This window comes from Pseudomonas sp. SA233, from assembly GCF_054792385.1.
In genome coordinates this window covers 2,443,435-2,466,002 of sequence record NZ_CP096449.1, presented here as the reverse complement: position 1 = coordinate 2,466,002, position 22,568 = coordinate 2,443,435, and the positions used below count along the sequence as shown (strand labels likewise).

Genomic DNA, 22,568 nt, shown 5'->3' with positions numbered 1-22,568 from the left:
CCGTGCTGCACAGGTACTTTTTTGTAATTGGGAAAGATCGCTGTCAGGCGGTCTTCAACAGCATCTGGCGCAGTACCGAGCGATGCCGGCAGGCCTTGCCAAAGGACTGGAAGATGGTCAGGTAATGCGGGTTGTCCATGACCTGGTACTCGGGGTGCCATTGCACGGCCAGGGCAAAGCCTTTGCTGTTCTCGACCGAAACAGCTTCCACCAGGCCATCGGGCGCCAGCGCCTCCACCCTCAGCCCGGGGGCCAGTACATCGATACCCTGGCCGTGGATGGAATTGACATCGATGACCGCCGGCAAACCCATGCGGTCGAGCATGCCGCCGGGCTCTATATGCAGGGCGTGACGCGGGCCGTATTGCTTTTCGATGGGCTCACCCTTGCTTTCGCGGTGGTCCATGAACATGCCGGTCTCATGCACTTTCTGGTGCAAGGTGCCACCCAGCGCCACGTTCATTTCCTGGAAACCACGGCAGATGCCCAGCACCGGCACTCCGGCGGCGATGGCCGCACGCATCAGTGGCAGTGTGGTGGCATCACGCAGCGGATCGTGATGGGTGCCCGCTGCACTGGCCGGTCCGTTGTAGTGGAACGGTTCGATGTTGGACGGCGAACCGGTGAAGATCAGCCCATCCACCACGTCGAGAATATCGGCGCTGTCCATCAGGTCTGCGAGGCTGGGTATCACGATGGGCAGCCCACACGCTGCCTTGGCCGCCGCGCGCGCGTACTTCTCGCTGATGGTCTGGGTTGCATGCAGCTCGATCATGCTGGTGCATGCGGTAATGCCGATAACGGGCACACGTGGCATATCTTCCTCCGGCAAATCCATATTGCGCGTTGTATTGAAACGGTAGAAAGGCAGGGTGCAGCGGCGCTGTCCCGACCCCGGCACCTACAGGAACCAGCGGTATTCGCGGGCATCGATGTGGCGCATGAAGTCCAGTTGCTCCTGGTATTTGTTTTCGCAGTAGACCATCACGAATTCACTGCCCAGGCCCTCGTTCACCTCCGGGTGGTGACGCATGGCGGCCAGGGCACTGAAGGCATCCTTGGGGAACTCGATGCCGCTCTGGCGGTTGTCGTTCAGCGGGGCAATGGGCTCGACGCCACGCTCCAGGCCATGCTCCATCCCGGTCAGGATGGCCGCCAGCACCAGGTACGGGTTGGCATCGGCACCGGCGAGGCGGTGTTCGATGCGCAGGTTGCGGGGGTCGGACTCGGGGATGCGAATACACGCATCGCGATCTTCGAAACCCCAGCTGGCCTTGCTCGCCGCGTTTACCATGGCGCCGTAACGGCGGTAGGCATTGTGGTTCGGGGCGAAGATCGGCATGCAGTGGGGCAGCAACTCCAGGCACCCTGCCACCGCATGGCGCAGCTTGCGCTGGTCATCGCCGGCGAGGATGTTGCTGCCGGCGTTGTCGTACAGGCTGACGTGCACATGCATGCCGCTGCCCGGCGCATCGAGGTACGGCTTGCTCATGAAACTGGCTCGGTAGCCGTGCTTCATCGCGATCCCGCGGGTACTGCGGCAGAACAGCGCCGACCAGTCCGCCGCGCTCATGGCATCGTCGCTGTGCGAGAAGTTGATCTCGAACTGGCCGGGGCCCAGCTCCGCGGTGATCACGTTCGCCGGCACGCCCTGCTCGTTGGCGCCATCGACCATCTCGTGCAGCACCGGTGCAAAGCGCGACAGCCGCTCGATGTGCATGTTCGGCTGGTCGTCGTGATCGTCGGTCGCCTTGTCGCGTGGGTACTGTGGCAGGCCGTTATCGAGCTTGCGGTCGAACAGGTAGAACTCCAGCTCGAAGGCCACCACCGGGCGAATGCCGCGCCTGGCCAGGCGCTGGATCACCCGGGCCAGCACTTCACGGGGCTCGAACTCGATGGGGTTGGCGGTGCCGTCGGAGGTGATGAGCATCTGCGCGATCGGTTCCTTTTCCCAGCGCACCGGCCTGAGGGTACCCGGCACCAGGCGGCGGGCGGCATCCGGGTCGCCATCGGCGAAGCAGTAGTCACCGATTGGATAGAGCCCCCCCTGGGTGCCCAGCAGCACGCAGTTCTGCGGCAACTTCAGCGGCGCGCCGGCTGCGACTTTTTCCAGCATGTCCATGGGGTAGCGCTTGCCGTAGAAGTGCCCGGGAATATCCAGCGCAATCAGGTCGACATAACGTATTTCTGGGTGTTTCGCTCGGAACGAGCGCACTTCAGTCAGCAGATCCGGAAAGACGACACTCATCTTCTTGTCCTTGTGAGGTGAACGAATTCAGTTGAAGACCCAGAGCACGCGGGTGGCTTTTTCCGTCAGGTTGGCGTAACGGAACTGCGCGTGGGGGTGCAGCTGGAAGCAGTCGTTGGCCTGCAGGGTCACGGCGTCGCCGTGGTCCAGCCAGACCGTGAGTTCGCCTTCGAGCACGAAACAGCCCTGCTCGGAACGGTCGGTCAGGTACAGCTCGCCACTGCTGGCGCCTGGCTCGAGATGGCTGTCGAGCATGGAGAACGCGCCGCCGATGGTGGGCGAAGCCAGCACATCGGTGATGCCCGACTCGAGGTACAGCGTGCGCCGCTCGTGGGGGCGCGTGACCCAGCTGACGCTGCGGGGCTTGCTCAGGTTGTAGAAGTACGCGGTGGATACGCCGAGCGCTTCACTGATGGCGGTGAGATCGGCCACGGTAGGGCGCGAAACACCGCGCTCGACCTGGGACAGGAAGCCCACCGAGCGGTTGATGCGCTCGGCCAGTTCGCCCAGGGTCAGGTTCTTGAATTTGCGCAGGTCGTGAATAAGGATCGCGAGGGCTTCAACCTCTTCGTGCATCTTCATCGTTTGAGACTGCCGTGAAATTTTTAGAGTTATTTTTCATGAAAAATTACATGAAAAATTTCACGAGTCAAGCCGAAGCTGAAAATGGGAAGCCGCGAATGGAGGTGTGGGGGGCAACAAGTAGCGAAGAGGCGTAACGAGAAAAGTACCTTGAAGCCCTCAGGAAGCGAGGGCCTGCGAACGCTGCCGTACCGGCATTTCATAGCGGTGCGGTTGCTGCCAGGCCAGCTGTGCCTGGACATCGACCGCCGCATCCATCACTTTCTGCGCCCAGTTCTCATCCTTGGGGCACACCACCACCACGCGAAAACCGTGGTCGACGCCTTCCAGCCGCACGCCCTCGGAATCATCGACATGCAGGTCGATATCGAAAGCCGACGGCAACTTGGAAGGCGCATTCTCAAGCCCGTTCACGGCCAGGATATGCTGGTGCCGGTCACTGTTGACCACGCCATCGACGCGGATACCGTAGAGCATCAACCAACGGCGGATGTAGGACGGCGTGCGCCCCGACGAGGTGTAGATCCAGATGCTGCAGCCCTGGCGGCGCAGGTCGCGGATCAGCGAGCGCGTGCCACTGCGCAGGGGTTCACCCAACCAGCGGTGGACGAACGCCGGCAGCTTGCTGTCCTCGGCGGCGGCATGGTCGGCCTGGCAGGCGAGCGTGTCGTCGATATCGAACGAAATGCGTATCTGCGGGCGGTTGAACGTGCGCTCGATGGCTTGCCGCCCGCGTTGGAACAGAGAAGAGCTTTGCATCAGCGGCACCTCTCGCGCGCAGGCATGGATGTGACGCCCAGGAAGAACTTGCCGGGCTCAGGCGCGTGCGCTTCAAGGAAAGCTGCATACTTTTTCTTGATCTTGGGTAGTTCGTACAAAGCCTTGACACCATGCTTGGCAGAGTTGCGTATGACCGAGGATGGGTTGAAGTAACCCTCGGCATTGTCCAGCGACAACACGAATGGCGGTAACCCCGCGCGCATCAGCAGGTAGCTGACAATGAGCGACCCTGTGCGGTTGTTGCCTTCGATGAACAGCTGCGGCTTGCTGAGAATTCGAACGTAGACACCCGCCGCGCGCTTCCAGATCGAATCGCTGCCGTACGAGCAATACCAGTTGTAGAGGTCCTTGATGCCGCCCTCCACGTTGTTGAAAAAGTGCGCCTCGGTCGCCGCCAGGTGCGGGGCAAACTCCAGCCTGCGTGCCGGGTCGCTGCCGCACAGCACGGTGGCATTGATCTCCAGCATCAGGTTCAGTTGCTGAAGGTCGAAAAGGTCGACACCCCGGGCGACATAGTCGTCAATCAGGGCATAGCCTTCAACCACATTCAGCAGCACCTCGTCGGTAAACGGATCGCGCGGTTCGGTGAAATGCTGGCTGAGTTCGGCAAAGCGGGCCTGCACCTCACGCAGTGCGCGCTCTACCGCTGGCAGATCAAGACGACGCGTCGCTGGCATTGGAAATCCCTGGTAACACTTGACGGAAGGTAATGCGGCCGGGTGTTGCAGCCTTCCTGACTGCAACACCCGGCCACCTTGGCACCTGCGGCCTCAGCTGAACTTGCCGCTGATGTAGTCGGCGGTCAGCTGCTCACGCGGGTTCTGGAAAATCTGCGTGGTCGGGCCCATCTCGACCAGGTAACCGGTACGGGTGCCCTTGGAGATATCGACCGAGAAGAACGCGGTGGTGTCGGCCACACGAATCGCCTGCTGCATGTTGTGGGTCACCAGGGCGATGGTGTAGTCCTTCTTCAACTCGACCATCAGCTCCTCCACCCGGCGGGTGGCAATCGGGTCGAGTGCCGAGCAGGGTTCGTCCAGCAGCAGCACTTCCGGCTCGGTGGCGATGGCGCGGGCGATGCACAGACGCTGTTGCTGGCCACCGGACAGGGCCAGGCCGCTGACCTTGAGCTTGTCCTTCACCTCGTCCCACAGCGCGGCGCCCTGCAGCGCGTGCTTGACGCGGTCACCGATGTCGCCCTTGTAGCGGTTCAGGCGCAGGCCGAAGGCGACGTTGTCGAAGATGCTCATGGAGAACGGGTTGGGCTGCTGGAACACCATGCCGATGTAGCGGCGCACCACCACAGGGTCGACGCCCTTGCCGTAGACGTCCTGGCCCAGGAAGTGCACATGGCCTTCGAAACGGAAGCCCTTCACCAGGTCGTTCATGCGGTTGAGGCTACGCAGGACGGTACTCTTGCCGCAGCCAGACGGCCCGATGAAACCGGTGATCTCGTTCTTGCGGATCGGCACATGGCTGTCGCGAACGGCCATGAAATTGCCGTAGAAGATCTTGTCCAGCTTGCAGTCCATGACGATGGGGGCTTCGCTGACCACGGGAGCGGCTTTTGGCGCAGTGGATACGTTCAAGGTCGGATGCTCCCTTTCTCAATACTTGGGCTTGCCGAATACTCGGCTCAGAATGTTGATTACCAGCACGATCATCACCAGTACCAGCGAGGCCGCCCAGGCGAGCTCGAGCTGGTTGTCGAATGGCATGCCGGAGAAGTTGTAGATCAGTACAGCCAGCGAGGCCGTCGGGTTCATGACCGCCAGGTCGCCGTCATGCAGGATCCAGTAGTTGCTGAACAGCGCGGTGAACAGCAGCGGCGCGGTCTCGCCGGCGGCACGGGCCACGGCCAGCATGACGCCGGTCAGGATGGCCGGCAGGCCGGTGGGCAGGACGATTTTCCAGATCACCTGGGCACGGGTGCAGCCCATGCCGTAGGCGGCATCCTTCATGATCTTGGGCACCATCTTCATCGACTCTTCAGCAGTCAGCACGACGATGGGCAGCATCAGTACCGCCAGGGCCACACCACCTGCCGGCGCGGAGTAGGTGCCGGTGGTCATCACCACCAGGGCATAGGCGAATACGCCAGCCAGGATCGACGGCAAGCCGGTGAGCATCTTGGCGGCGAAGCGCGCGGCGTTGGCCAGCTTGCTGTCCGGGCCGAGTTCGGCCAGGAACACCGCGGCCAGGATACCGACCGGGACGGCGATGGCAGCAGCAATGCCGACCATGACGAAAGTACCGGCCATGGCGTTGCCAAAGCCCCCGCCCATCTCGAAACCGGTGGGTGGCAGCTCGGTGAACACCTCCAGGTTGAGGCGTGCGCCACCGCGAGTGATCAGCATGTACAGCACGGAGATCAGCGGCACGCTGGCCACCAGTGCCGCGAACCATGCCAGCGTGGTCAACAACAGGCTGCGCAGGGAACGGCCTTCCAGCTTGCGCTGCAGGCTGGGCAACGCGTTTGCAGGGGTGGTGAGGTTGGTCATCATTTGTTACCCCGCTGGGCGTAGAGCATGATCATCGAGCCGAGCACGTTCACCAGCAGGGTGATGAACATCAGTACCAGTGCCGCGTACATCAGCACCTCGATCTCGTTCGGGCCGGCCTCCGGGAAGTTCAGCGCCAGCAAGGCCGCCAGCGTGTTGGCCGGGGCGAACAGGGACAGGGAAATGTTGTTGGCATTGCCCACCAGCATGGCCAGCGCCATGGTTTCACCCAGCGCACGGCCCAGGCCGAGCACCAGCGAACCGAAGATGCCGGTGGCTGCCGATGGCACCATTACCTTGAGAATGGCCTCCCAGTGGGTGGCGCCCAGGCCGTAGGCGGCCTGCTTGGTCTTCATCGGCACGCTGGTCAGGGCGTCCTGCGAAACGGCGGCGATGGTCGGCAGAATCATGATCGCCAGCACCAGCGCGGCAGGCAGCAGCCCTGGGCCGCTCAGGGAAGTACCGAAAAAGGGAATCCAGCCCAGCTCGCTGTTCAGCCAGGTGGTCAGCGGGCGAATGGCCGGGATGACCACATAGATCCCCCACAGGCCGTAGACGACGCTGGGGATGGCAGCGAGCAGCTCGACGATGGTGCGAAACACCGCCGCCAGCCGGGCCGGGAGGAAGTCCTGGGTCAGGAAAATGGCCATGCTGACGCCGAAGAAACCGGCGATCAACAGGGCGATCAGGGCGCTGTAGAGCGTGCCCCAGATCGCTGGCAGAATACCGTACTTGCCTTGGTTGACGTCCCAGACACTGCCGAACAGCACGTCAAAACCGTGCTTCTCGATGCCTGGCAGTGCCTTGCGGCCCACTTCGTAGACCAGCGCGAAGACCAGCGCCAGCACCAGCACCACACCGATGCGTGCAAGCGCACGGAAGGTGCGATCGACCAGGAAGTCTTTCGCAGACGGTGGCTGGCACGCGGAGTCGGGGTTAGCCGGGATGGCAAAAGGAGTGTTCATTGGCAAGTTCCGGGACAGAGGGCAAACACACCCGGCATGGCCGCCAGACCACACCGGGAGCGCCTGGGCGTGTTACTGGATGTTGGCGGACGCTTTGCGTACCTGGTCGACAACCGACGCTGGCAGCGGGATGTAGCCCATCGAGTCGGCGATCTTCTGGCCTTCGGTCAGGCTGTATTCGACCATTTCGCGCATGGCCTTGGCCTTGGCCGGGTTACCGTTGTCCTTGCGGAAGATCATCCAGGTGTAGGAGGTGATCGGGTAGGACTTGGCACCGTCCGGGTCAGGCAGCCAGGCCACCAGGTTCTCCGGCATCTTCACCGCAGCCAGCGCCTCGGCACCGCTCTCGGCGTTCGGCACTACGTATTGGCCGGCCTTGTTCTGCAGCTGGGCGAAGTCGACCTTGGCCAGCTTGGCGAAGCCGTATTCGATGTAGCCGATGGCGCCTGGGGTCTGGCGGACGGTGGCGGTTACGCCATCGTTCTTCGGCGACTTGATGAACTTGTCGCTGGCCGGCCAGTTGACGGTGTTGCCTTCACCCAGCGCTTGCTTGAAGTCAGCGTTGATGGCCGACAGGTGCTTGGTGAATACCGCAGTGGTGCCGCTGGAGTCGGCACGCACGACCACGGTGATCGGGGTGGCTGGCAGTTTCAGCTCAGGGTTGGCCGCGACGATCTGCGGGTCGTTCCACTGGGTGATCTTGCCGAGGAAGATGTTGGAGTACACATCGCGTGGCAGCTTCAGCCCTTTAGGGTTGCCTGGCAGGTTGTAAGCCAGGACGATTTCACCGGCGGTCATTGGCAGCAACTGCACGCCTTCGCCGACCTTGGCGATTTCTTCGGCTTTCATTGCCGAGTCGCTGGCGGCGAAGTCGACGGTCTTGTTCAGAAAGTCCTGAACACCCGCCCCGCTCCCCTTGGACTGGTAGTCAACGGTGACACCGTCGGTTTCCTTGCTGAAGGCCTTGAACCAGGTCAGGTAGATCGGTGCCGGGAAACTTGCGCCGGAACCGGTCAGGCGGATGTTCTCTGCGGCAAAGGATGCCGAAGTGGCGCAAAGAGAAACGGCAACGGCGAGTGCAGCAGATTTCATCAGGCGTATCATCGAAAAGCGCTCCGTGTGATGGCCGGCACACTTTGCAGCAGCAATGTTACAGCTTTGTGACCGATGAATGGCAGGCCGCACGGTAGAGCCGTCTGGCGGCGCCATCACGGCAACATCAGGGGCCAGAGCCCTGGAGCGGTTCCTGTCTGAACCCTACGGCTTCGATGTGTCGGTTGAATGACTGTTTAGAGTGGGCAACCGGTTTGCTGGCACCGCTGGTCGATTACCGGGCACTCTGGCGTTGCCGCGGCATTCAACCGCTCATGTAAACCAGACGGGAGTGAATGCCATGCCACGCGGCGACAAGGACAAATACACCGACAAGCAGAAGCGCAAGGCCGAACATATCGAGGAAAGCTACGAGCACAAAGGCGTGCCGAAAGACCAGGCCGAAGCGCGGGCCTGGGCCACCGTGAACAAACAGTCCGGTGGAGGCGAGAAAAAAGGTGGCTCGGGTAAGGCTACATCCTCCAGCGAGAAGAAAACTGCCCGCTCGGACTCGGCCAAACGGGCGGCGAAGTCGCGCCAAGGTCATTCCCGCACATCGGGCAGCTCCCTGGAAACCCAGAGCAAGCAAAGCCTGATGAAGGAAGCGCGCAGCAAAAACATCAAAGGGCGCTCCACCATGACCAAGGCACAATTGGTGGAAGCGCTCAAGCACGCATGACCGCAAGCCCTGAACCGGGCGCAATCCCTGTGGGAGCGGGCGTGCCCGCGAAGAACGCAATGTGATGCATGGCACCGGCTACGCCGGTGTCCGCCACAGCATCAACCATTCCCGGCGATATCCGCCGTGTCGGCATCCCGGCAACTGTTGCGGGATGCGCATACGAATTCCGCCTCGGCACGTGTGGGGTAGTTGAGGGTCAGGCGCAGCTTTTCCTGTGTGTCATAAAGGTCATAGCCCTCCCCTAACGTTGCGGAAAAGCCAAGACTACGCGGGTAAATCTCTTTCTTGAGCGGCACAGCGGGAACCACAACAAAGCGCATCTGCATGATCATCCCCCTCCCGGCAGTCTCTTAGTATTAGTACTGCTACGGGAAAGCATCAAGTTGACTCATGCAAACAATCGCAATAGCCCTGCGAGCCTATCAGCCGAAGTGCTCCCTTGACGCACGTCAAGCCGCTGAGCCGGGTTCGCGCGACGATGGCTGTCAGCAAGGAACGAATCGAAAACCGCCATGCGCATTGTGCTCAAGGCCATCCAGCACTGTGCGCGGCCTAGGATAAGGAGTCCCACATGAGCCACCTGAACCACGTACTGGTAGCAACCGACCTGTCCACCTCCGCCCGCAACGCGGCAGAGCGCGCTGCGCACCTGAGCAAGGCGCAGCAGGCATCGCTGGACCTGCTGTACGTTGCCAACCCGGCCCCCTTCGAGCGCCTGAAACAGCTGGTGGCACCGGGTGACGACCTGCTGAAGCGCGTGCTGGATACCGCTGGCGAAAAAATCCGCGCACTGGCTGCAATGCTGTTCCAGCGCCATGACATCGCCGCTGGCGTGCAGGTCGCGCACGGCTCGGTGACCACGGAGATCACCCGTGTGGTGCAGGATAAACGCAGCGACCTGCTGGTATGCGGGGCGAAGGGCCAGAGCGTCGCGCGGCGCCTGCTGCCGGGCTCCACGGTGCAGAAGATGCTGAACCGCATGCCCTGCCCTTTGCTGGTGGTCAAGCAGGCGCCACGCGATGCCTACCGGACCTTGCTGGTTGCAGTTGATTTTTCGCCTTCGTCACTGCGCTCCATCGAACTGGCAAAAGCCATTGCCCCACAGGCCGAGATCATTCTGTTGCATGTTTACGAAGCGCCGTTCGAAGGCAGCATGCGTTTCGCCCACATCGACCATGACACCCTTGCACACTACCGCAATGTCATCCGCAAGGATGCGGTCCAGCAGCTCGCGGCCTTGAGCGAAACCGCCGGAGTGGCAGATGCTCGGCAAATCGTGGTGCATGGCGACCCTGCCTGGCGGATTGCCGAGCAGGAACAAGAACTGGAATGCGACCTGATCGTGGTTGGCAAGCAAGGGGAAAGCGCGCTTGAAGAGCTGCTGATAGGCAGCGTCACCAAGCATGTGCTGAACGAATCCCAGTGCGATGTGCTGGTATCGCCATAGGCCTGTCCTTCGCGGACAAGCGACTCATTGGTTAAGTGAGGTTTTGTAGGAGCAGCCTTGTGCTGCGAAGAGGCCGGGACAAGCAATACAAAGGCTTTGTCACTACCGGCCTCTTCGCAGCACAAGGCTGCTCCTGCAATGGACGCTTCAAACGAGCGATATTTGTTCTCTGCGCTCCCATCCAACAGCGGGCGCTCTGCGCAAGGCGTTTCATCGATTGCGCTGATGATTACTATCGAGCGACCCGCATGTTGGCCAGGCGAAACCGCCCCCTATAATCCCCGGCAAATTTCCCCCGCTCCTTGCGCCTGCTTCAGGCGACATCCCTCTCTTGGAATCCAATACCATGCCAAGTGCCAGCCAGGCCCCTCGTGGCCTCCCCGAACATGATCAACAAAGCGTCAGCCAGCAGTGGCTGGCGATCCTTTCAGTCGCCGTCGGCGCTTTCGCCCTGGTGACCAGCGAGTTCCTGCCGGTGGGCGTACTCAACGATGTCGCTAGCGACCTTGGCATCAGTGCAGGCCACGCCGGCCTGATGGTTACCCTGCCCGGCATCATGGCCGCCCTCGCCGCCCCACTACTGTCGGTGGGCATTGGCGCTCTGGACCGTCGCTACCTGCTGATCGGGCTGACGCTGATCATGATCATCGCCAACGCGTTAGTGGCCTACGCCAGTGACTTCAACCTGCTGCTGTTCGGCCGCGTGCTGCTGGGCGTGAGTATCGGCGGCTTCTGGGCAACGGCCATTGCCCTCAGCGGCCGCCTGGCGCCAAAGGGCGTGGGCGTAGCCCAGGCCACCTCGATCATCATGGTCGGCGTAACCCTTGCCACCGTGCTGGGCGTGCCGGTGGGCACCTGGTTGAGTGGCCTGATGGGCTGGCGCATGACCTTCCTGATAACCGCGCTACTGGGCATACCGGTGCTGCTGGCGCAGATCCTGTTGCTCCCGCGGCTCAACCCGGACAAAGCCATTCGCATCAGCGACCTGCCGGCCCTGTTCATCAACCCACAGGCGCGGGTTGGCCTGATCGCCGTGTTGCTGATCGGCCTGGCGCACTTTGCCGCGTACACCTATGTCGCCCCCTTCTTCAAGCAGAGCTCCGGCTTCGATGGGCCTACCATTGGCTCGTTGCTGCTGCTTTATGGCGTGGCCGGGGTATTCGGCAATATCTTCGCCGGTTTCGCCGCCAACCGCAGCGTACGTCACACCCTGCTGCTGGTAGCGCTGATGATCGGCACCAGCACTGCCCTGTTCCCTCACTTCGCCACCGGCATGACCGGTGCCGCGATGCTGATCGGGTTGTGGGGCTTCGCCTTCGGCGCGTTCCCGGCCTGCGCCAGTATCTGGATGTTCGTCGTCGCGCCCAAGGATGTCGAACGTGGCATGCCGCTGTTCGTTGCCATGTTTCAGGTGATCATTGCACTGGGCTCGTTCTTCGGCGGTCGGATCGTCGACCAGCTGGGCAGCTCGGTGTTGCTGAGCCTGGCCACGGCCCTGGTGGGTTGCGGTTTCGCTACGGTGCTGGTGCTGGGGCGTAACGTCAGCAACAGCCTGGCGGCGCAACCTGGCTGACCACCCCATCGCCGGCAGGCCAGCTCCCACAGGGACCACGTAAACTCTTGAAGTCTGCGCTGTACCTGTGGGAGCTGGCCGGGACGCAAAGCGGCCCCGAATTGCTTACTGACAGGTATTGGGGCGCTGGCTGATTTTTTACGCTCTTTTTACGACTGAGCCGGCAGACAGAAGGAATACTGGGCGCGCGATGCTCAGGGATGGCATGCATTTATACCCGCCAGTCCAGAGAAACCTTTCGTGAGCCAGTCCACCGTCATCGCAAATCAATCCCTTCCCGCCAAGTCCAACCCTGTCGGCATGCTCGTCGCCGCTGTCGGCGTGGTGTATGGCGACATCGGCACCAGCCCGCTGTACACCCTCAAGGAGGTGTTCGCCGGGCACTATGGCGTACAGGCCAACACCGCTGGCGTACTCGGAGTGCTGTCGCTGGTGTTCTGGTCGTTGCTCTGGGTGGTATCGCTCAAGTACGTACTGTTCATCCTGCGTGCCGACAACCAGGGCGAAGGTGGCATCATGGCCCTGACCGCCCTGGCGCATCGGGCGGCGGCGCCCTACCAGCGCCTGGGCAGGATACTGGTGCTGCTCGGCTTGTTCGGCGCCGCGCTGTTCTACGGCGACAGCATGATCACGCCGGCGATTTCCGTGCTATCGGCCGTCGAGGGCCTGCAACTGGCCTTCGACGGTATCGAGCATTGGGTCGTGCCACTGTCGGTGGTGGTGCTGGTGGCCCTGTTCCTGATCCAGAAGCATGGCACCGCGCGCATCGGCATCCTCTTCGGGCCGATCATGGTGCTGTGGTTCGTCGTGCTGGGTGCACTGGGCCTGCACGGCATCGTCCAGCGCCCGGAGGTGCTGCAGGCACTCAACCCGCTCTGGGCGGTGAAGTTCTTCGTGCTGCACCCGGGCATGGGCGTGGCGATCCTGGGCGCGGTGGTGCTGGCGCTGACCGGCGCCGAAGCGCTCTACGCCGATATGGGGCACTTCGGCCGCAAACCCATCGCCCGGGCCTGGTTCCTGCTGGTGCTGCCCGGCCTGGTACTGAACTACTTCGGCCAGGGCGCACTGATCCTCGGCGACCCGCAGGCAGTGCGCAACCCGTTTTACCTGCTGGCGCCCGAATGGGCCCTGCTGCCCATGGTCGGGCTGGCCACGCTGGCCACCATCATCGCGTCCCAGGCCGTGATTTCCGGTGCGTTCTCGCTGACGCGCCAGGCCATCCAGTTGGGCTACGTACCGCGCATGTTCATCCAGCACACCTCCAGCGAGGAACAGGGGCAGATCTACATCGGCATGGTGAACTGGGCACTGATGGTTGGCGTGGTGCTGCTGGTGGTCGGCTTCGAGTCGTCCGGGGCACTTGCGGCCGCCTATGGCGTAGCCGTGACCGGGACCATGCTGATCACCACACTGCTGGCTTCGGCAGTGGTGCTGTTGCTGTGGAAGGCACCACGCTGGCTGGCGGTGCCGATGCTGCTGGCATTCCTGCTGGTCGACAGCCTGTATTTCGCCGCCAATGCGCCGAAGATCCTCCAGGGCGGTGCATTTCCGGTGATTGCCGGCCTTGCACTGTTCACCCTGATGACTACCTGGAAGCGCGGGCGACGGATGATCGTCGAGCGGCTGGACGAAAGTTCGCTGCCGCTGGACCTGTTCATTACCAGCCTCAGGGCCCAACCGCCTCACCGCGTGGGCGGTACTGCCGTATTCCTGTCCGCCAGGCCCGAGGCGGTGCCTCACGCCTTGCTGCACAACCTGCTGCATAACCAGGTACTGCATGAACAGGTGGTGCTGTTGACCGTCGTGTTCGAGGACGAGCCACGGGTCAACGCTGGCAAGCGCTTTGACGTCGAGGAGTTTGGTGACGGCTTCTTCCGCGTGAGCCTGCATTTCGGCTTCATGGAGGAGCCCGACGTGCCGTTGGCGTTAAGCCGCTGTCAGCGTGCGGACCTTGAGTTCGGCCCCATGCGCACCACTTATTTCCTCAGCCGGGAGACGGTCATTGCAGGCAGGCAGATGGGCATGGCCCGCTGGCGTGAGCACCTTTTTGCCTTCCTGCTGAAGAATGCCAACAGCAACCTGAAGTACTTCAAGCTGCCGCTGAACCGGGTGATCGAGCTTGGCACCCAGGTCGAGATCTGAGCAGTCATGAAGCTTGAGGCTGCCAGGTACTGAAAGCGCCTGGCAGCCGCTTCATCGAACGGCTGCGCACTGCGGAACTTGAAAGGCAACCTTATGTCGTATCCGCACTCAAGCTCCCCCCTGCGCCTTCTGGAAGCGAACAAACATGAAAAAAACCCTGGTAGCGGTCTTTACCTGTACCCTGGCGCTCGGCGCAACTGCATTGTTGCCTGCCGATGTCTCGCCGATTGGTTCCGCATATGCCAAAGGTAATGGCAATGGCGGTGGCAAAGGTGGGTTCAACGGTAATGGCGTCGGCTACGAGAGTGATCATGCAGGCAAAGCCACCCGCAACCATGGCGAGAGCGGCAATCACTATGGAAGCCTGCGCAATGATGACAACGGCCGTGGCACTACCCGGTCCGGCATTGCCCATTCCAAGGAACACAACAAGGCCGGGCGCTCCTCTTCGAAGCACGATCGATAACTGAAAGCGCACATGGCGTGCCCTCGAACCGGGCGATGCGGTGGATGGCACCGGCTGCGCCGGTGTTCGCGGGTAAACCCGCTCCCACAGGTACGGCGCATTCCTTCAGCTGATGGGTCCCTGTGGGAGCGGGCATGCCCGCGAAGCAGGCGACGCGGTGGAAGGCACCGGCTACGCCGGTGTTCGCGGGCGCGCCCACTGCCACAGTCTGGTGCCCGCCAGACCTCAAACCCTGAACCGCGCCACCAACGCCGCCATCTCCCCCACCAACCCCGACAACGCCTTGCTCGCCTCACTGGTCTGCTGCGCCCCTGCTGCCGAGGATGTCGACAGCTCGCGAATGTTCAGCAGGTTGCGGTCCACCTCTCGCGCCACCTGGGCCTGCTCTTCGGCTGCACTGGCAATCACCAGGTTACGCTCGTTGATCTCGCCGATCGCACTGTAGATACCCTCAAGCACCTGCCCCGAGGCCAGGGTCACGTCCAGCGTCGACTGGGCGCGGCTGGTACTGGCCTGCATCGAGGTCATGGCCGCTTCGGTACCCGCCTGCACGCGCCCGATCATCTGCTCGATTTCCTGGGTCGACTGCTGCGTGCGGTAAGCCAGCGTACGCACTTCATCAGCCACCACCGCAAAGCCGCGCCCGGCCTCGCCCGCACGGGCGGCCTCGATGGCGGCATTGAGTGCCAGCAGGTTGGTTTGCTCGGACACCGAGCGAATCACTTCCAGCACCTTGCCGATGTCCCGCACCTGCCCGACCAGTTGCTCCAGATGCGCGCTGCTGGCCTGGATCTCCCGAGTCATGGCCTCGGTGCCGTCGATGTTGTCGTTGACTTGCCGGCGGCTTTGCGCCGCCAGCTGGTTGGATTCGCTGGTGGTCTGCGAAGTGGTGATGGCATTGCGCGCAACCTCCTCAACGGCCGTGGTCATTTCGGTAACGGCGGTAGCGGCCTGCTCCAGCTCCTGGCCCTGCTGGCGCAGGTTGTTGGCGCTTTCCTCGGTGACCGTATTCAGCGCCGTGGCGGCTGCGTCCAGCTGCCTGGCACAGTTGCTGATCTGCCCCAGGGTGTCGCGCTGGCTCTGCTGCATGCGCTCAAGTTCATGGAACAGCTGGCCGATCTCGTTACTGCCCTGCCCCTGCACCGGCACGCTCAGGTCGCCGCCGGCAATGCGCTGGAAGTGCCGGCCAGCTTCGCGCAGCGGGTGCAGCACGCGCTGGGCAATAAAGGCCCAGCACAGCACCGCCAACACCAACGTCACGCCCAGCAGCCCCAGACTCAGCAGTTGGGCGCGCGCCAGGCGCCGGTCGGATTCCAGCATGATCTGCTGACCGCGCTCACTCAATGCGCCGACCAGTTGCTGGCGCAGCGCCTGCAGCCGGCCCATGGCGTTGCCGGCGTCGGTGTTGACCTTGAAATACTGCTCGAGTGAACGTTGACGGGTTGCCTCACGCTGCCCGGCGACCGCCTTGGCATACTCGCCGTAGGTGGCCTGCAGTGCCGTTGCCAGAGCGTGCAGCGCAGGCTCGCGGGCGTTTTCGACAAACTCGTCCACCAGCTTCTGGCTCTTGTCGTTCAGCTCGACCGACAGCGCCATGCGCTTGTTGGCGCTTTCCTCATGACCACCCAGCTGCTCGATGAAGCCCGAGGACACATTGGCACTGGCGCGAATCGCCATCAGCAACGCATTGTTCAACCGGTCCGACTGGTGCGCGGTCTGGTCCAGTTCGGTGATCTGCTGGTCGCTGCCCACCGCCGCCCGCCAGGCACTGACGGTGGAAAACAGCAGGGTCACGCTGAACAGCGACAGCACCCAGAACATTCCGGTGCGGATCTTCAGGTTGGCAAGCATGGGGGCAGTACTCCTTGTTGGCACCACTTCTGGTCGATGATTCGACGGTGGGTGTGCTGCTATCGGAGGTACTACCCCAGGCTTGAGGCGCCGGAGTGCGGTTATGGGCGGTAACCGAACAGATGTTGTCGAGGCACATACCGGGCAACGGGCAACAAGCCGACCAGGCGGGAACTTCAACGCTCCAATTCGGTCGATAGCATCCCCTCGCCCTCCAACCTGGCCCGCCCAAGCCCTGCCGAGTCTTCCGCCGATGCCCAGCACACCTGTTCTGTCAGCCCTGCTCCTGTTGTTCAGCGCAATCACGGCACAGGGCGCACTGGCCGGCGAACGCTACGCGCCCACACGCAGCAACAATGCTTCGACGGTGCTGATCGAAACCGCCTCGCAACAGTATGCCGACGGCCAGCTGGACCAGGCGGCGGCCACCCTGGAGCGTGCGCTGCACATTCAACCGAACAACCCGGCAACGCTGCACTACCTTGGCGTTTTGCGCCTTCAGCAAGGGCAGTATGAACAGGCCGAAACCTTGGCGCTTCGCTCCAACCTGCGTGTTGGCAACAATCACGCCCTGCGCAGCCGCAACCTGCAGCTGATAGAAGCCGCGCACAAGGCCCAGGGCTCGGGCATGCTGCCGACGGCTGCGCATTGACGGCGGCAAGACGTTGCGCGCGACGGTATTGTTCTGCCCGGTGATATAGGCAACCTCGTCGCTGGTCAGGACTGCCAGGCAGGCTGTCCTTTCTACTACCCGGTAATCGCCTTCGCCGCCTGCGCCAAACGTTGTGTAGCCAGCCGAATTTCATCCATGTCCAGCGAGGCGAACCCGAGGCGCAAGGCATTTTCCGCATGACCAAACGGCGAAAACTGCCGGCCACTGCGTACCACCAGATCCAACTCCAACGCCTTGCCAACCAACTGATCCACATTGATCCCGTCAGCAAACCTCACCCACAGCGCCAGCCCACCTTCCGGCTCGCGCACGGTTACCTGCTCGCCAAAGGCATCGCGCAAGCAAACCAACAGGGTCTCTCGACGTCGGCGATACTCCCGGGTGACCCGACGCAAGTGCTTCTTCAGCTCGCCATCATTGATCAAGTCCGCCAGCATCTGCTGCATCACCGCATCGCCCTGCCCCAGGGTCAGCGTCGCCCTGCGTTCGAGCGCTGCGGCCACCTCCGCCGGCGCCACGATGAAACTGCAACGGAACGTACTGCCCAAGGACTTGGACAATGAGCCAATGTAGATCACATGCCGCTGCTGACGGTCGCTGGCCAGCGGCAGGTAAGGCCTCCCGGCAAAGTGGTATTCATGGTCGTAGTCTTCCTCGACCACGCAGAAGTCGTGCTGCCGCGCCAGTTCCAGCAACTGCTGCCGGCGCCCGGCAGGCAGGCTGACCGTGGTCGGGAACTGGTGATGGGGTGTGATGTACAGCATGCGTACCTGGTGCAGCCGGCACAATGCATCGATCTGCTCGACCCGACAGCCCTCCTCATCCAGTTCTACGGTGACCAGCCGGGCGCCCAGCTGGCGGAAGATCTCCCACGCAGGCGGATAGCTCAGGCGCTCTACCAGCACAACGTCACCAGGCTTGAGCAGCACGCTGGCCACCAGGTACAGCGACATCTGCACGCCCTGGGTCAGGCAGATATGCTCGGCGCCAACGTTCAGGCTGCGATTGTGCCGCAGCATGTCGGCCAAGGCGCTGCGCAGGGAGTGGCTGCTGCACGCGCTGCCATGGCGCACGGTGTTGGCGGCAAAGCTGTTGCGCAAGGCATTACGGTAATAGCGGTGCAGAACGGTCTGCGGCAGCAGGCGGTGGTCACAGGCGCCGTTGTCGAAGAACAGCGCACCCGGCCGATCCTGCTGCGCGGCAGCCTGTTCGTTGGCCGCGAAGTAGGCAACGGCAGGCTCCTCCTGTAGCACCAGGGCAAAGGGCTGCGCTGCATCGGGCTCGGCCAGGGTGCCAGCCGCCAGCTGCCGACTGACGAAGGTGCCACGGCGCTGCACGCTTTCCAGCCAGCCTTTGGTCTCGGCTTCCTCGTAGGCGAGGATCACCGTCTTGCGATTGACGTTCAGCAGTTGCGCCATTTCCCGCGTGCCGGGCAACGGCGTACCGGGGCGCAGACGGCCCTCGGTGATAGCGGCTACCAGGCCCTCGACGATCTGCCTGTACGAGGCCTGCGACTGCGCCGCGTCGAGCTTGAGCAGCGGCTGCCATTTGCGAAGCTGGACCATGTGAATTAACCGAAACTGGAGGTTCTACTGGTCCTGGACTATAGCAACAATCGAACCTCCACTTGCCCCGAGGTGCCCATGCAGAACCGCCACGTCATTGAACTGTCGCCCTCGGGCAAAACCTTCGACGCCAACCAGGAACTGCTGCTCGATGCCATGCTCGCCAGCGGCCTGCCGGTACCCTTCTCCTGCCGCCGCGGCGCCTGCGGGTCGTGCAAGGTCAAGGTGGTGTCGGGGCAGTATCGGGACAAGCAGCGGACGGCAGACATGCCCGCGCCCTGCTACCCCCTCGCCGCCGACGAAATGTTGCTGTGCCAGAGCCACGCCTGCAGCGACATGCGCCTGGAAATCCCCGGCTGGTCCCTGGAAACCCAGGCGCTGGAAATCCACGCGCAGGTTCATGGCAAACGCGAACTGAGCACCGATATCGTCGAACTGGTGCTTCAGCCTGCGCAGCCGTTGTCGGCACGGGCTGGCCAGTACGTACGCTTTCGGCTGGACAACGGCGATAGCCGCTGTTTTTCCATCGCCAACCTGCCCGACCGGGACCAGGGGAAACTGGTGTTTCACATCCGCAAGGTCAGTGGCGGCCTGTTTACCGAACTCCTGCTGCCAACCCTGCAAGCAGGTGACACCTTGAAGCTGGAAGGACCGGTGGGTGCCTGCACCTGGCAGCACGAGGCCCAGCGCCCCCTGGTGCTGTTCGCCACTGGCACAGGTTACGCCGGCATCAAGCCATTGCTGCTGACCGCCCTGGCAGGTGATGCCGAGGTCACGTTGTACTGGGGCGGCAGATCGGACGCCGACTTCTATGACCGTGAGTTTCTCGACCAGGCCAGCCGTGCACACGCTCACTTTCGCTGGCACCCGGTGCTGTCGGACCAGGCGCGCGTGCAGCAGGTGGCGCTGGCCCAGGCCCATCGCTGGGCCGACACCCAGGTCTATGCCTGCGGCAATGCCACGATGATCAGCCAGGTTCGCGAGCAGTGCCTCGCAGCAGGCCTGCAGCCCCATCGTTTTGTCGAGGAGGCTTTCGTTGCCAGCGGCACACTGGCGCCAGAGGCTTCAACAGCCAGCCCGTTGCACCCGGAGCTGGAAAAAGTCGGCCCACGCTACTCGCTGGACGGCATGCTCGCTGCCCGCGAGCAGTCGGTGCGGGCCGTTGCTGCGATAGCGAACCAGCTGAAAGTCGGCATGACCACTGCCCAGGCGCTGAAGATGGCCGCGCAAACCTTGCAGGCGATGGGTGCATCGCACACCTGGCACCCGACCTACATCCGCTTTGGCGACGACACCGTGCGCACGCCGCGCCAAGGCATTGATCTGCAACGTGTATTACGTACTACGGATATCGTCGTGGTCGACGTCGGCCCGGTATGGGATGGCTATGAGGGCGACTATGGCGACACCTTCGTGTTCGGCCAGCACGAGCTGCACCACGCCTGCGTCAAGGCACTGCATGAGGTGTTCGACGAAACCCGCCAGGCCTGGGGCCGTGGCCTGACCGGGCGCGAACTGTACGACTTCGCCGAGCGCAGTGCCCAGGTAAAAGGCTGGCAGCTGGAGCGCAACCTGGCCGGGCATCGCATCGCCGACTTCCCGCATGTGCTGTATGGGCAGGACAAACTGGCCGAGGTGGAAATCGTCCCGAGCGAAGTGGTGTGGGTGCTGGAGATCCAGTTGTGCCACCCTAGCGAGCCGGTCGGGGCGTTTTTCGAAGACATCCTGATTGGTGAGGCCAGGTCGTTCTCATAGATTCAGAAGCAAGCGATCCGCGTACCCTGTGGGAGCGGCTTTAGCCGCGAAGAATCCAACGCGCTGCATGGCACCGGCTGCGCCGGTGTTCGCGGCTAAAGCCGCTCCCACAGGGGCCCCGCTAATTCAATGAGTTTTGCGCTGTTCTATCTCAAGCGCCGAGCAAATCCACAACGCTTCGCAGCTTGCCCCGGGTCATCTCCGTGCACGCCTGCATGGGCTCTCGCAGTTCGTCGGTCATCAGCCCCTGCAGCTGCAAGGCCGCCTTGACCACAGCCGGGTTGGGCTCGGCAAAGGCCATCTTTATCCAAGGCAGCAATTGGTAGAACGTGCCGCGCGCGGCTACCCAGTCGCCATGGTCGACCTGCTGCAGCATGCGCACGTACAGGTCGGCCCGCACATGCGCCGAAGCCGAAATGGCCCCTGCGCCACCCAGGCACAGGTTGTTGAAGATCTGCACGTCCTCACCGGCCAGCACGTGGGCGTGGCCGTCCTGGATCAGGGCCATGGTGGTCTCGCTGTCACCGCCGCAGTCCTTCACCGCCGCGATGCGCGGGTGGCGCACGATGCGGCGCAGGGTTTCACGCTCGATACGTACCCCGGTGCGGTAGGGTATGTCGTAGACGATCACCGGTACGCTGGCGGCATCCGCCACGGTGCTGAAGAACGCTTCGATGCCGGCCTGCGAAGGCCGGATGTAGCACGGCGCAGGGACCAGCAGCCCGCCAATCTCACGCCGCTGGATTTCAGCCTGGAAGGCCAACAGCTCGCGCAAGTTGTAGCCCGACAGGCCCATCACTACCCTGCCCGGCTCCACCCAGGCCAGCACGGCATCCAGCACGGCCAGTTGTTCGGCCTTGGACAGCGCCGCCGCCTCGCCCGTGGTACCGCATACCACAAAACCGGCCACACCCTCTTCGAGCAGCTTCTTCACCAGTTTTTCCAGGGCGGCGAAGTCGACTTCATTGGCGCGCAATGGCGTGACGAGGGCAATCCAGATACCACGGAAATTCGACATGCAAAAACTCCTGATGTTGACCGAAAGTCAGCGTCAGCAGGGCGGAGAGTCGAAGTGGTCTGGCAGGGATACCTGGCGCCTTCTGTCTCGTCAGCCCACCTGACGAGACAGCGCGCCTCGGTCAGATGAGCGGCTGTTTCTTGGATTTCTTGGCAACGGCAACGCACGCGCCTGCCTGGGCGATGAAGCCCGAAGCGAAAATGGCGTGGTTGGAAATGGACATGCCGGCAAGCCCGTTGCGTGGATATGGCTGGATAATGGTGGCGCGGCGCACTCGGTGTCAACACCGAGATAGCAAACCCATCCGGCTGCGCCGGTGTTCGCGGCCAAAGCCGCACAGAGATCTGTGGGCCCGGTCTTGTACAAGAGATATTTGATCAATCCAGCATCCACCCATCATCGCCCTCCTCCAGCACACCACCGTGATCCGTCCGGTCTCCTTTACGCGCCACAGCCGCGCCCTCGACCAGGAAATGCTCAGCCCCACTCTCGATCACGGCACCGCACGTGGTCCGATCCCCCACCCTGGCAACCGCCCTGCCGTTGAAGATGTACGTTGCACTGCCGCTTTCTACCTCGTTGATGCCATGCAGCGGACAGACATGTCGATGGCCTACAAGTACGACAGGATTCATTGGGCCTCTCCTTCTGATGGCCCGGTGCGAGATTCACGGTCTATCTCCTCTGGCCAATTAACCTTGGGTGCCAGGCAATGCATGTGGCTCAGGCCATCGTCATCGTTCCAGTCACGGGGTGGGTGCACGAACTTCGGCAGGGCTTCGGGGCCTTGCTGCATGAATAGCCGGGCGATGGCCCAGTAGGCTTCACCGTGGTACAGGTCGTGGGTGAAGAAGACGCGGTCGATGACTTCGTTGGTTTCCGGGTTGCGGACCGACAGCATGACGTTTTCGATCAGCCCACCGTGGCCGGGGGCGTAGACTCGGTAGACTTCGGCGGTTACGTCGTCCCAGTTGTAGGCGACCGGTTTGACGCCCCAGTGTTTGCGGCTGAACAGATAGATGTAGTGGAATCTGAATTGATAGAGATAAATCTTGCGTCGCAGGCGATTGAAGCGAATGGGTTCGTCCCGCGGGAGCAACAGGTCCATTTTTACATATGTCGCAGTAGCCGACATGCCAATCAAAATCGCTAACGATGCGAGGATGTCAACGCCCCAATTATTCGACCAGTAGATACCAAAAAACCTCCAATGCATGTAGATTAATGC

General features: G+C 62.4%; 23 protein-coding genes. 7 read left to right on the top strand and 16 right to left on the bottom strand.

Annotation, left to right across the window (positions count from 1 at the left end; all coding sequences use genetic code 11):
- Positions 1–43: 43 nt before the first annotated feature.
- The 9 genes from M1D87_RS11445 to pstS all read right to left on the bottom strand — a co-directional run bounded on the left by M1D87_RS11445 (position 44) and on the right by pstS (position 8,180).
- The gene (locus tag M1D87_RS11445) at positions 44–817 is read right to left on the bottom strand and encodes a gamma-glutamyl-gamma-aminobutyrate hydrolase family protein (protein ID WP_015270028.1); all 774 of its coding nucleotides are present in this window, start codon (positions 815–817) and stop codon (positions 44–46) included.
- 84 nt (positions 818–901) lie between these two features.
- On the bottom strand, positions 902–2,248 hold the full coding sequence (locus M1D87_RS11440) for a glutamine synthetase family protein (RefSeq protein ID WP_123084392.1): 1,347 nt from the start codon (positions 2,246–2,248) through the stop codon (positions 902–904).
- Positions 2,249–2,275: 27 nt separating this feature from the next.
- Positions 2,276–2,830 carry a helix-turn-helix domain-containing protein gene (locus M1D87_RS11435; RefSeq protein ID WP_015270026.1) on the bottom strand — a complete coding sequence of 185 codons (555 nt, stop codon included), beginning with the start codon at positions 2,828–2,830 and terminating at the stop codon, positions 2,276–2,278.
- 159 nt (positions 2,831–2,989) lie between these two features.
- Positions 2,990–3,589, bottom strand: a complete 600-nt coding sequence (locus tag M1D87_RS11430; RefSeq protein ID WP_039613292.1) for a hypothetical protein — start codon at positions 3,587–3,589, stop codon at positions 2,990–2,992.
- Complete coding sequence (locus tag M1D87_RS11425) at positions 3,589–4,287, bottom strand: hypothetical protein (RefSeq protein WP_015270024.1); 699 nt, start codon at positions 4,285–4,287, stop codon at positions 3,589–3,591. The genes M1D87_RS11430 and M1D87_RS11425 overlap by 1 nt, the downstream gene beginning before the upstream one ends.
- A 93-nt stretch (positions 4,288–4,380) precedes the next feature.
- Positions 4,381–5,142 carry a phosphate ABC transporter ATP-binding protein PstB gene (pstB, locus tag M1D87_RS11420; RefSeq protein WP_031324478.1) on the bottom strand — a complete coding sequence of 254 codons (762 nt, stop codon included), beginning with the start codon at positions 5,140–5,142 and terminating at the stop codon, positions 4,381–4,383.
- A 75-nt stretch (positions 5,143–5,217) separates the two neighbouring features.
- Entirely contained in the window at positions 5,218–6,111 is an 894-nt protein-coding gene (pstA, locus tag M1D87_RS11415) for a phosphate ABC transporter permease PstA (protein WP_023661149.1), read from the bottom strand.
- Positions 6,111–7,076: a phosphate ABC transporter permease subunit PstC gene (gene pstC, locus M1D87_RS11410; protein WP_061302441.1), complete on the bottom strand. Its 966-nt coding sequence runs from the start codon at positions 7,074–7,076 to the stop codon at positions 6,111–6,113. The genes pstA and pstC overlap by 1 nt, the downstream gene beginning before the upstream one ends.
- 72 nt (positions 7,077–7,148) lie before the next feature.
- Positions 7,149–8,180: a phosphate ABC transporter substrate-binding protein PstS gene (gene pstS / locus M1D87_RS11405; RefSeq protein ID WP_003259756.1), complete on the bottom strand. Its 1,032-nt coding sequence runs from the start codon at positions 8,178–8,180 to the stop codon at positions 7,149–7,151.
- Positions 8,181–8,469: 289 nt separating this feature from the next.
- Between pstS and M1D87_RS11400 the strand changes: the two genes are divergently transcribed.
- Positions 8,470–8,847, top strand: a complete 378-nt coding sequence (locus tag M1D87_RS11400; protein WP_024086821.1) for a hypothetical protein — start codon at positions 8,470–8,472, stop codon at positions 8,845–8,847.
- A gap of 101 nt (positions 8,848–8,948) precedes the next feature.
- Here the strand turns inward: M1D87_RS11400 and M1D87_RS11395 are convergent, their stop codons facing one another.
- Positions 8,949–9,182: a hypothetical protein gene (locus M1D87_RS11395; RefSeq protein WP_123084393.1), complete on the bottom strand. Its 234-nt coding sequence runs from the start codon at positions 9,180–9,182 to the stop codon at positions 8,949–8,951.
- 239 nt (positions 9,183–9,421) lie between these two features.
- Between M1D87_RS11395 and M1D87_RS11390 the strand changes: the two genes are divergently transcribed.
- The 4 genes from M1D87_RS11390 to M1D87_RS11375 all read left to right on the top strand — a co-directional run bounded on the left by M1D87_RS11390 (position 9,422) and on the right by M1D87_RS11375 (position 14,478).
- Positions 9,422–10,297, top strand: coding sequence for a universal stress protein (locus M1D87_RS11390; protein WP_123084394.1), 876 nt, complete (start codon positions 9,422–9,424; stop codon positions 10,295–10,297).
- A 346-nt stretch (positions 10,298–10,643) separates the two neighbouring features.
- Positions 10,644–11,870 carry an MFS transporter gene (locus M1D87_RS11385; RefSeq protein WP_123084395.1) on the top strand — a complete coding sequence of 409 codons (1,227 nt, stop codon included), beginning with the start codon at positions 10,644–10,646 and terminating at the stop codon, positions 11,868–11,870.
- A gap of 300 nt (positions 11,871–12,170) precedes the next feature.
- Positions 12,171–14,012 (top strand): potassium transporter Kup, encoded by a 1,842-nt coding sequence (locus tag M1D87_RS11380; protein ID WP_123084396.1) that lies wholly within the window; start codon positions 12,171–12,173, stop codon positions 14,010–14,012.
- Positions 14,013–14,157: 145 nt separating this feature from the next.
- The gene (locus tag M1D87_RS11375) at positions 14,158–14,478 is read left to right on the top strand and encodes a hypothetical protein (protein WP_123084397.1); all 321 of its coding nucleotides are present in this window, start codon (positions 14,158–14,160) and stop codon (positions 14,476–14,478) included.
- 225 nt (positions 14,479–14,703) lie between these two features.
- Here M1D87_RS11375 and M1D87_RS11370 read toward each other — a convergent pair whose 3' ends face one another.
- Positions 14,704–16,329 carry a methyl-accepting chemotaxis protein gene (locus M1D87_RS11370; protein WP_015270017.1) on the bottom strand — a complete coding sequence of 542 codons (1,626 nt, stop codon included), beginning with the start codon at positions 16,327–16,329 and terminating at the stop codon, positions 14,704–14,706.
- A gap of 253 nt (positions 16,330–16,582) precedes the next feature.
- Here M1D87_RS11370 and M1D87_RS11365 point away from each other — a divergent pair, with 253 nt between their 5' ends.
- Entirely contained in the window at positions 16,583–16,981 is a 399-nt protein-coding gene (locus M1D87_RS11365; RefSeq protein ID WP_024086815.1) for a tetratricopeptide repeat protein, read from the top strand.
- 95 nt (positions 16,982–17,076) lie between these two features.
- Here M1D87_RS11365 and pdxR read toward each other — a convergent pair whose 3' ends face one another.
- On the bottom strand, positions 17,077–18,567 hold the full coding sequence (gene pdxR / locus M1D87_RS11360) for a MocR-like pyridoxine biosynthesis transcription factor PdxR (RefSeq protein ID WP_123084398.1): 1,491 nt from the start codon (positions 18,565–18,567) through the stop codon (positions 17,077–17,079).
- A gap of 78 nt (positions 18,568–18,645) precedes the next feature.
- Here pdxR and M1D87_RS11355 point away from each other — a divergent pair, with 78 nt between their 5' ends.
- On the top strand, positions 18,646–20,322 hold the full coding sequence (locus M1D87_RS11355) for an NAD(P)H dependent flavin oxidoreductase family protein (RefSeq protein WP_123084399.1): 1,677 nt from the start codon (positions 18,646–18,648) through the stop codon (positions 20,320–20,322).
- A 151-nt stretch (positions 20,323–20,473) separates the two neighbouring features.
- Here M1D87_RS11355 and dapA read toward each other — a convergent pair whose 3' ends face one another.
- The 4 genes from dapA to M1D87_RS11335 form a co-directional block, all read right to left on the bottom strand.
- Positions 20,474–21,340 carry a 4-hydroxy-tetrahydrodipicolinate synthase gene (gene dapA / locus M1D87_RS11350; protein WP_123084400.1) on the bottom strand — a complete coding sequence of 289 codons (867 nt, stop codon included), beginning with the start codon at positions 21,338–21,340 and terminating at the stop codon, positions 20,474–20,476.
- Positions 21,341–21,461: 121 nt separating this feature from the next.
- Positions 21,462–21,614 (bottom strand): hypothetical protein, encoded by a 153-nt coding sequence (locus M1D87_RS11345; protein WP_023661540.1) that lies wholly within the window; start codon positions 21,612–21,614, stop codon positions 21,462–21,464.
- Between the two features lie 103 nt (positions 21,615–21,717).
- Complete coding sequence (locus M1D87_RS11340) at positions 21,718–21,975, bottom strand: PAAR domain-containing protein (protein ID WP_039613302.1); 258 nt, start codon at positions 21,973–21,975, stop codon at positions 21,718–21,720.
- Positions 21,972–22,448: a DUF6708 domain-containing protein gene (locus M1D87_RS11335; RefSeq protein WP_013972131.1), complete on the bottom strand. Its 477-nt coding sequence runs from the start codon at positions 22,446–22,448 to the stop codon at positions 21,972–21,974. Before M1D87_RS11335 ends, M1D87_RS11340 begins: the two co-directional genes overlap by 4 nt.
- Positions 22,449–22,568: the final 120 nt, after the last annotated feature.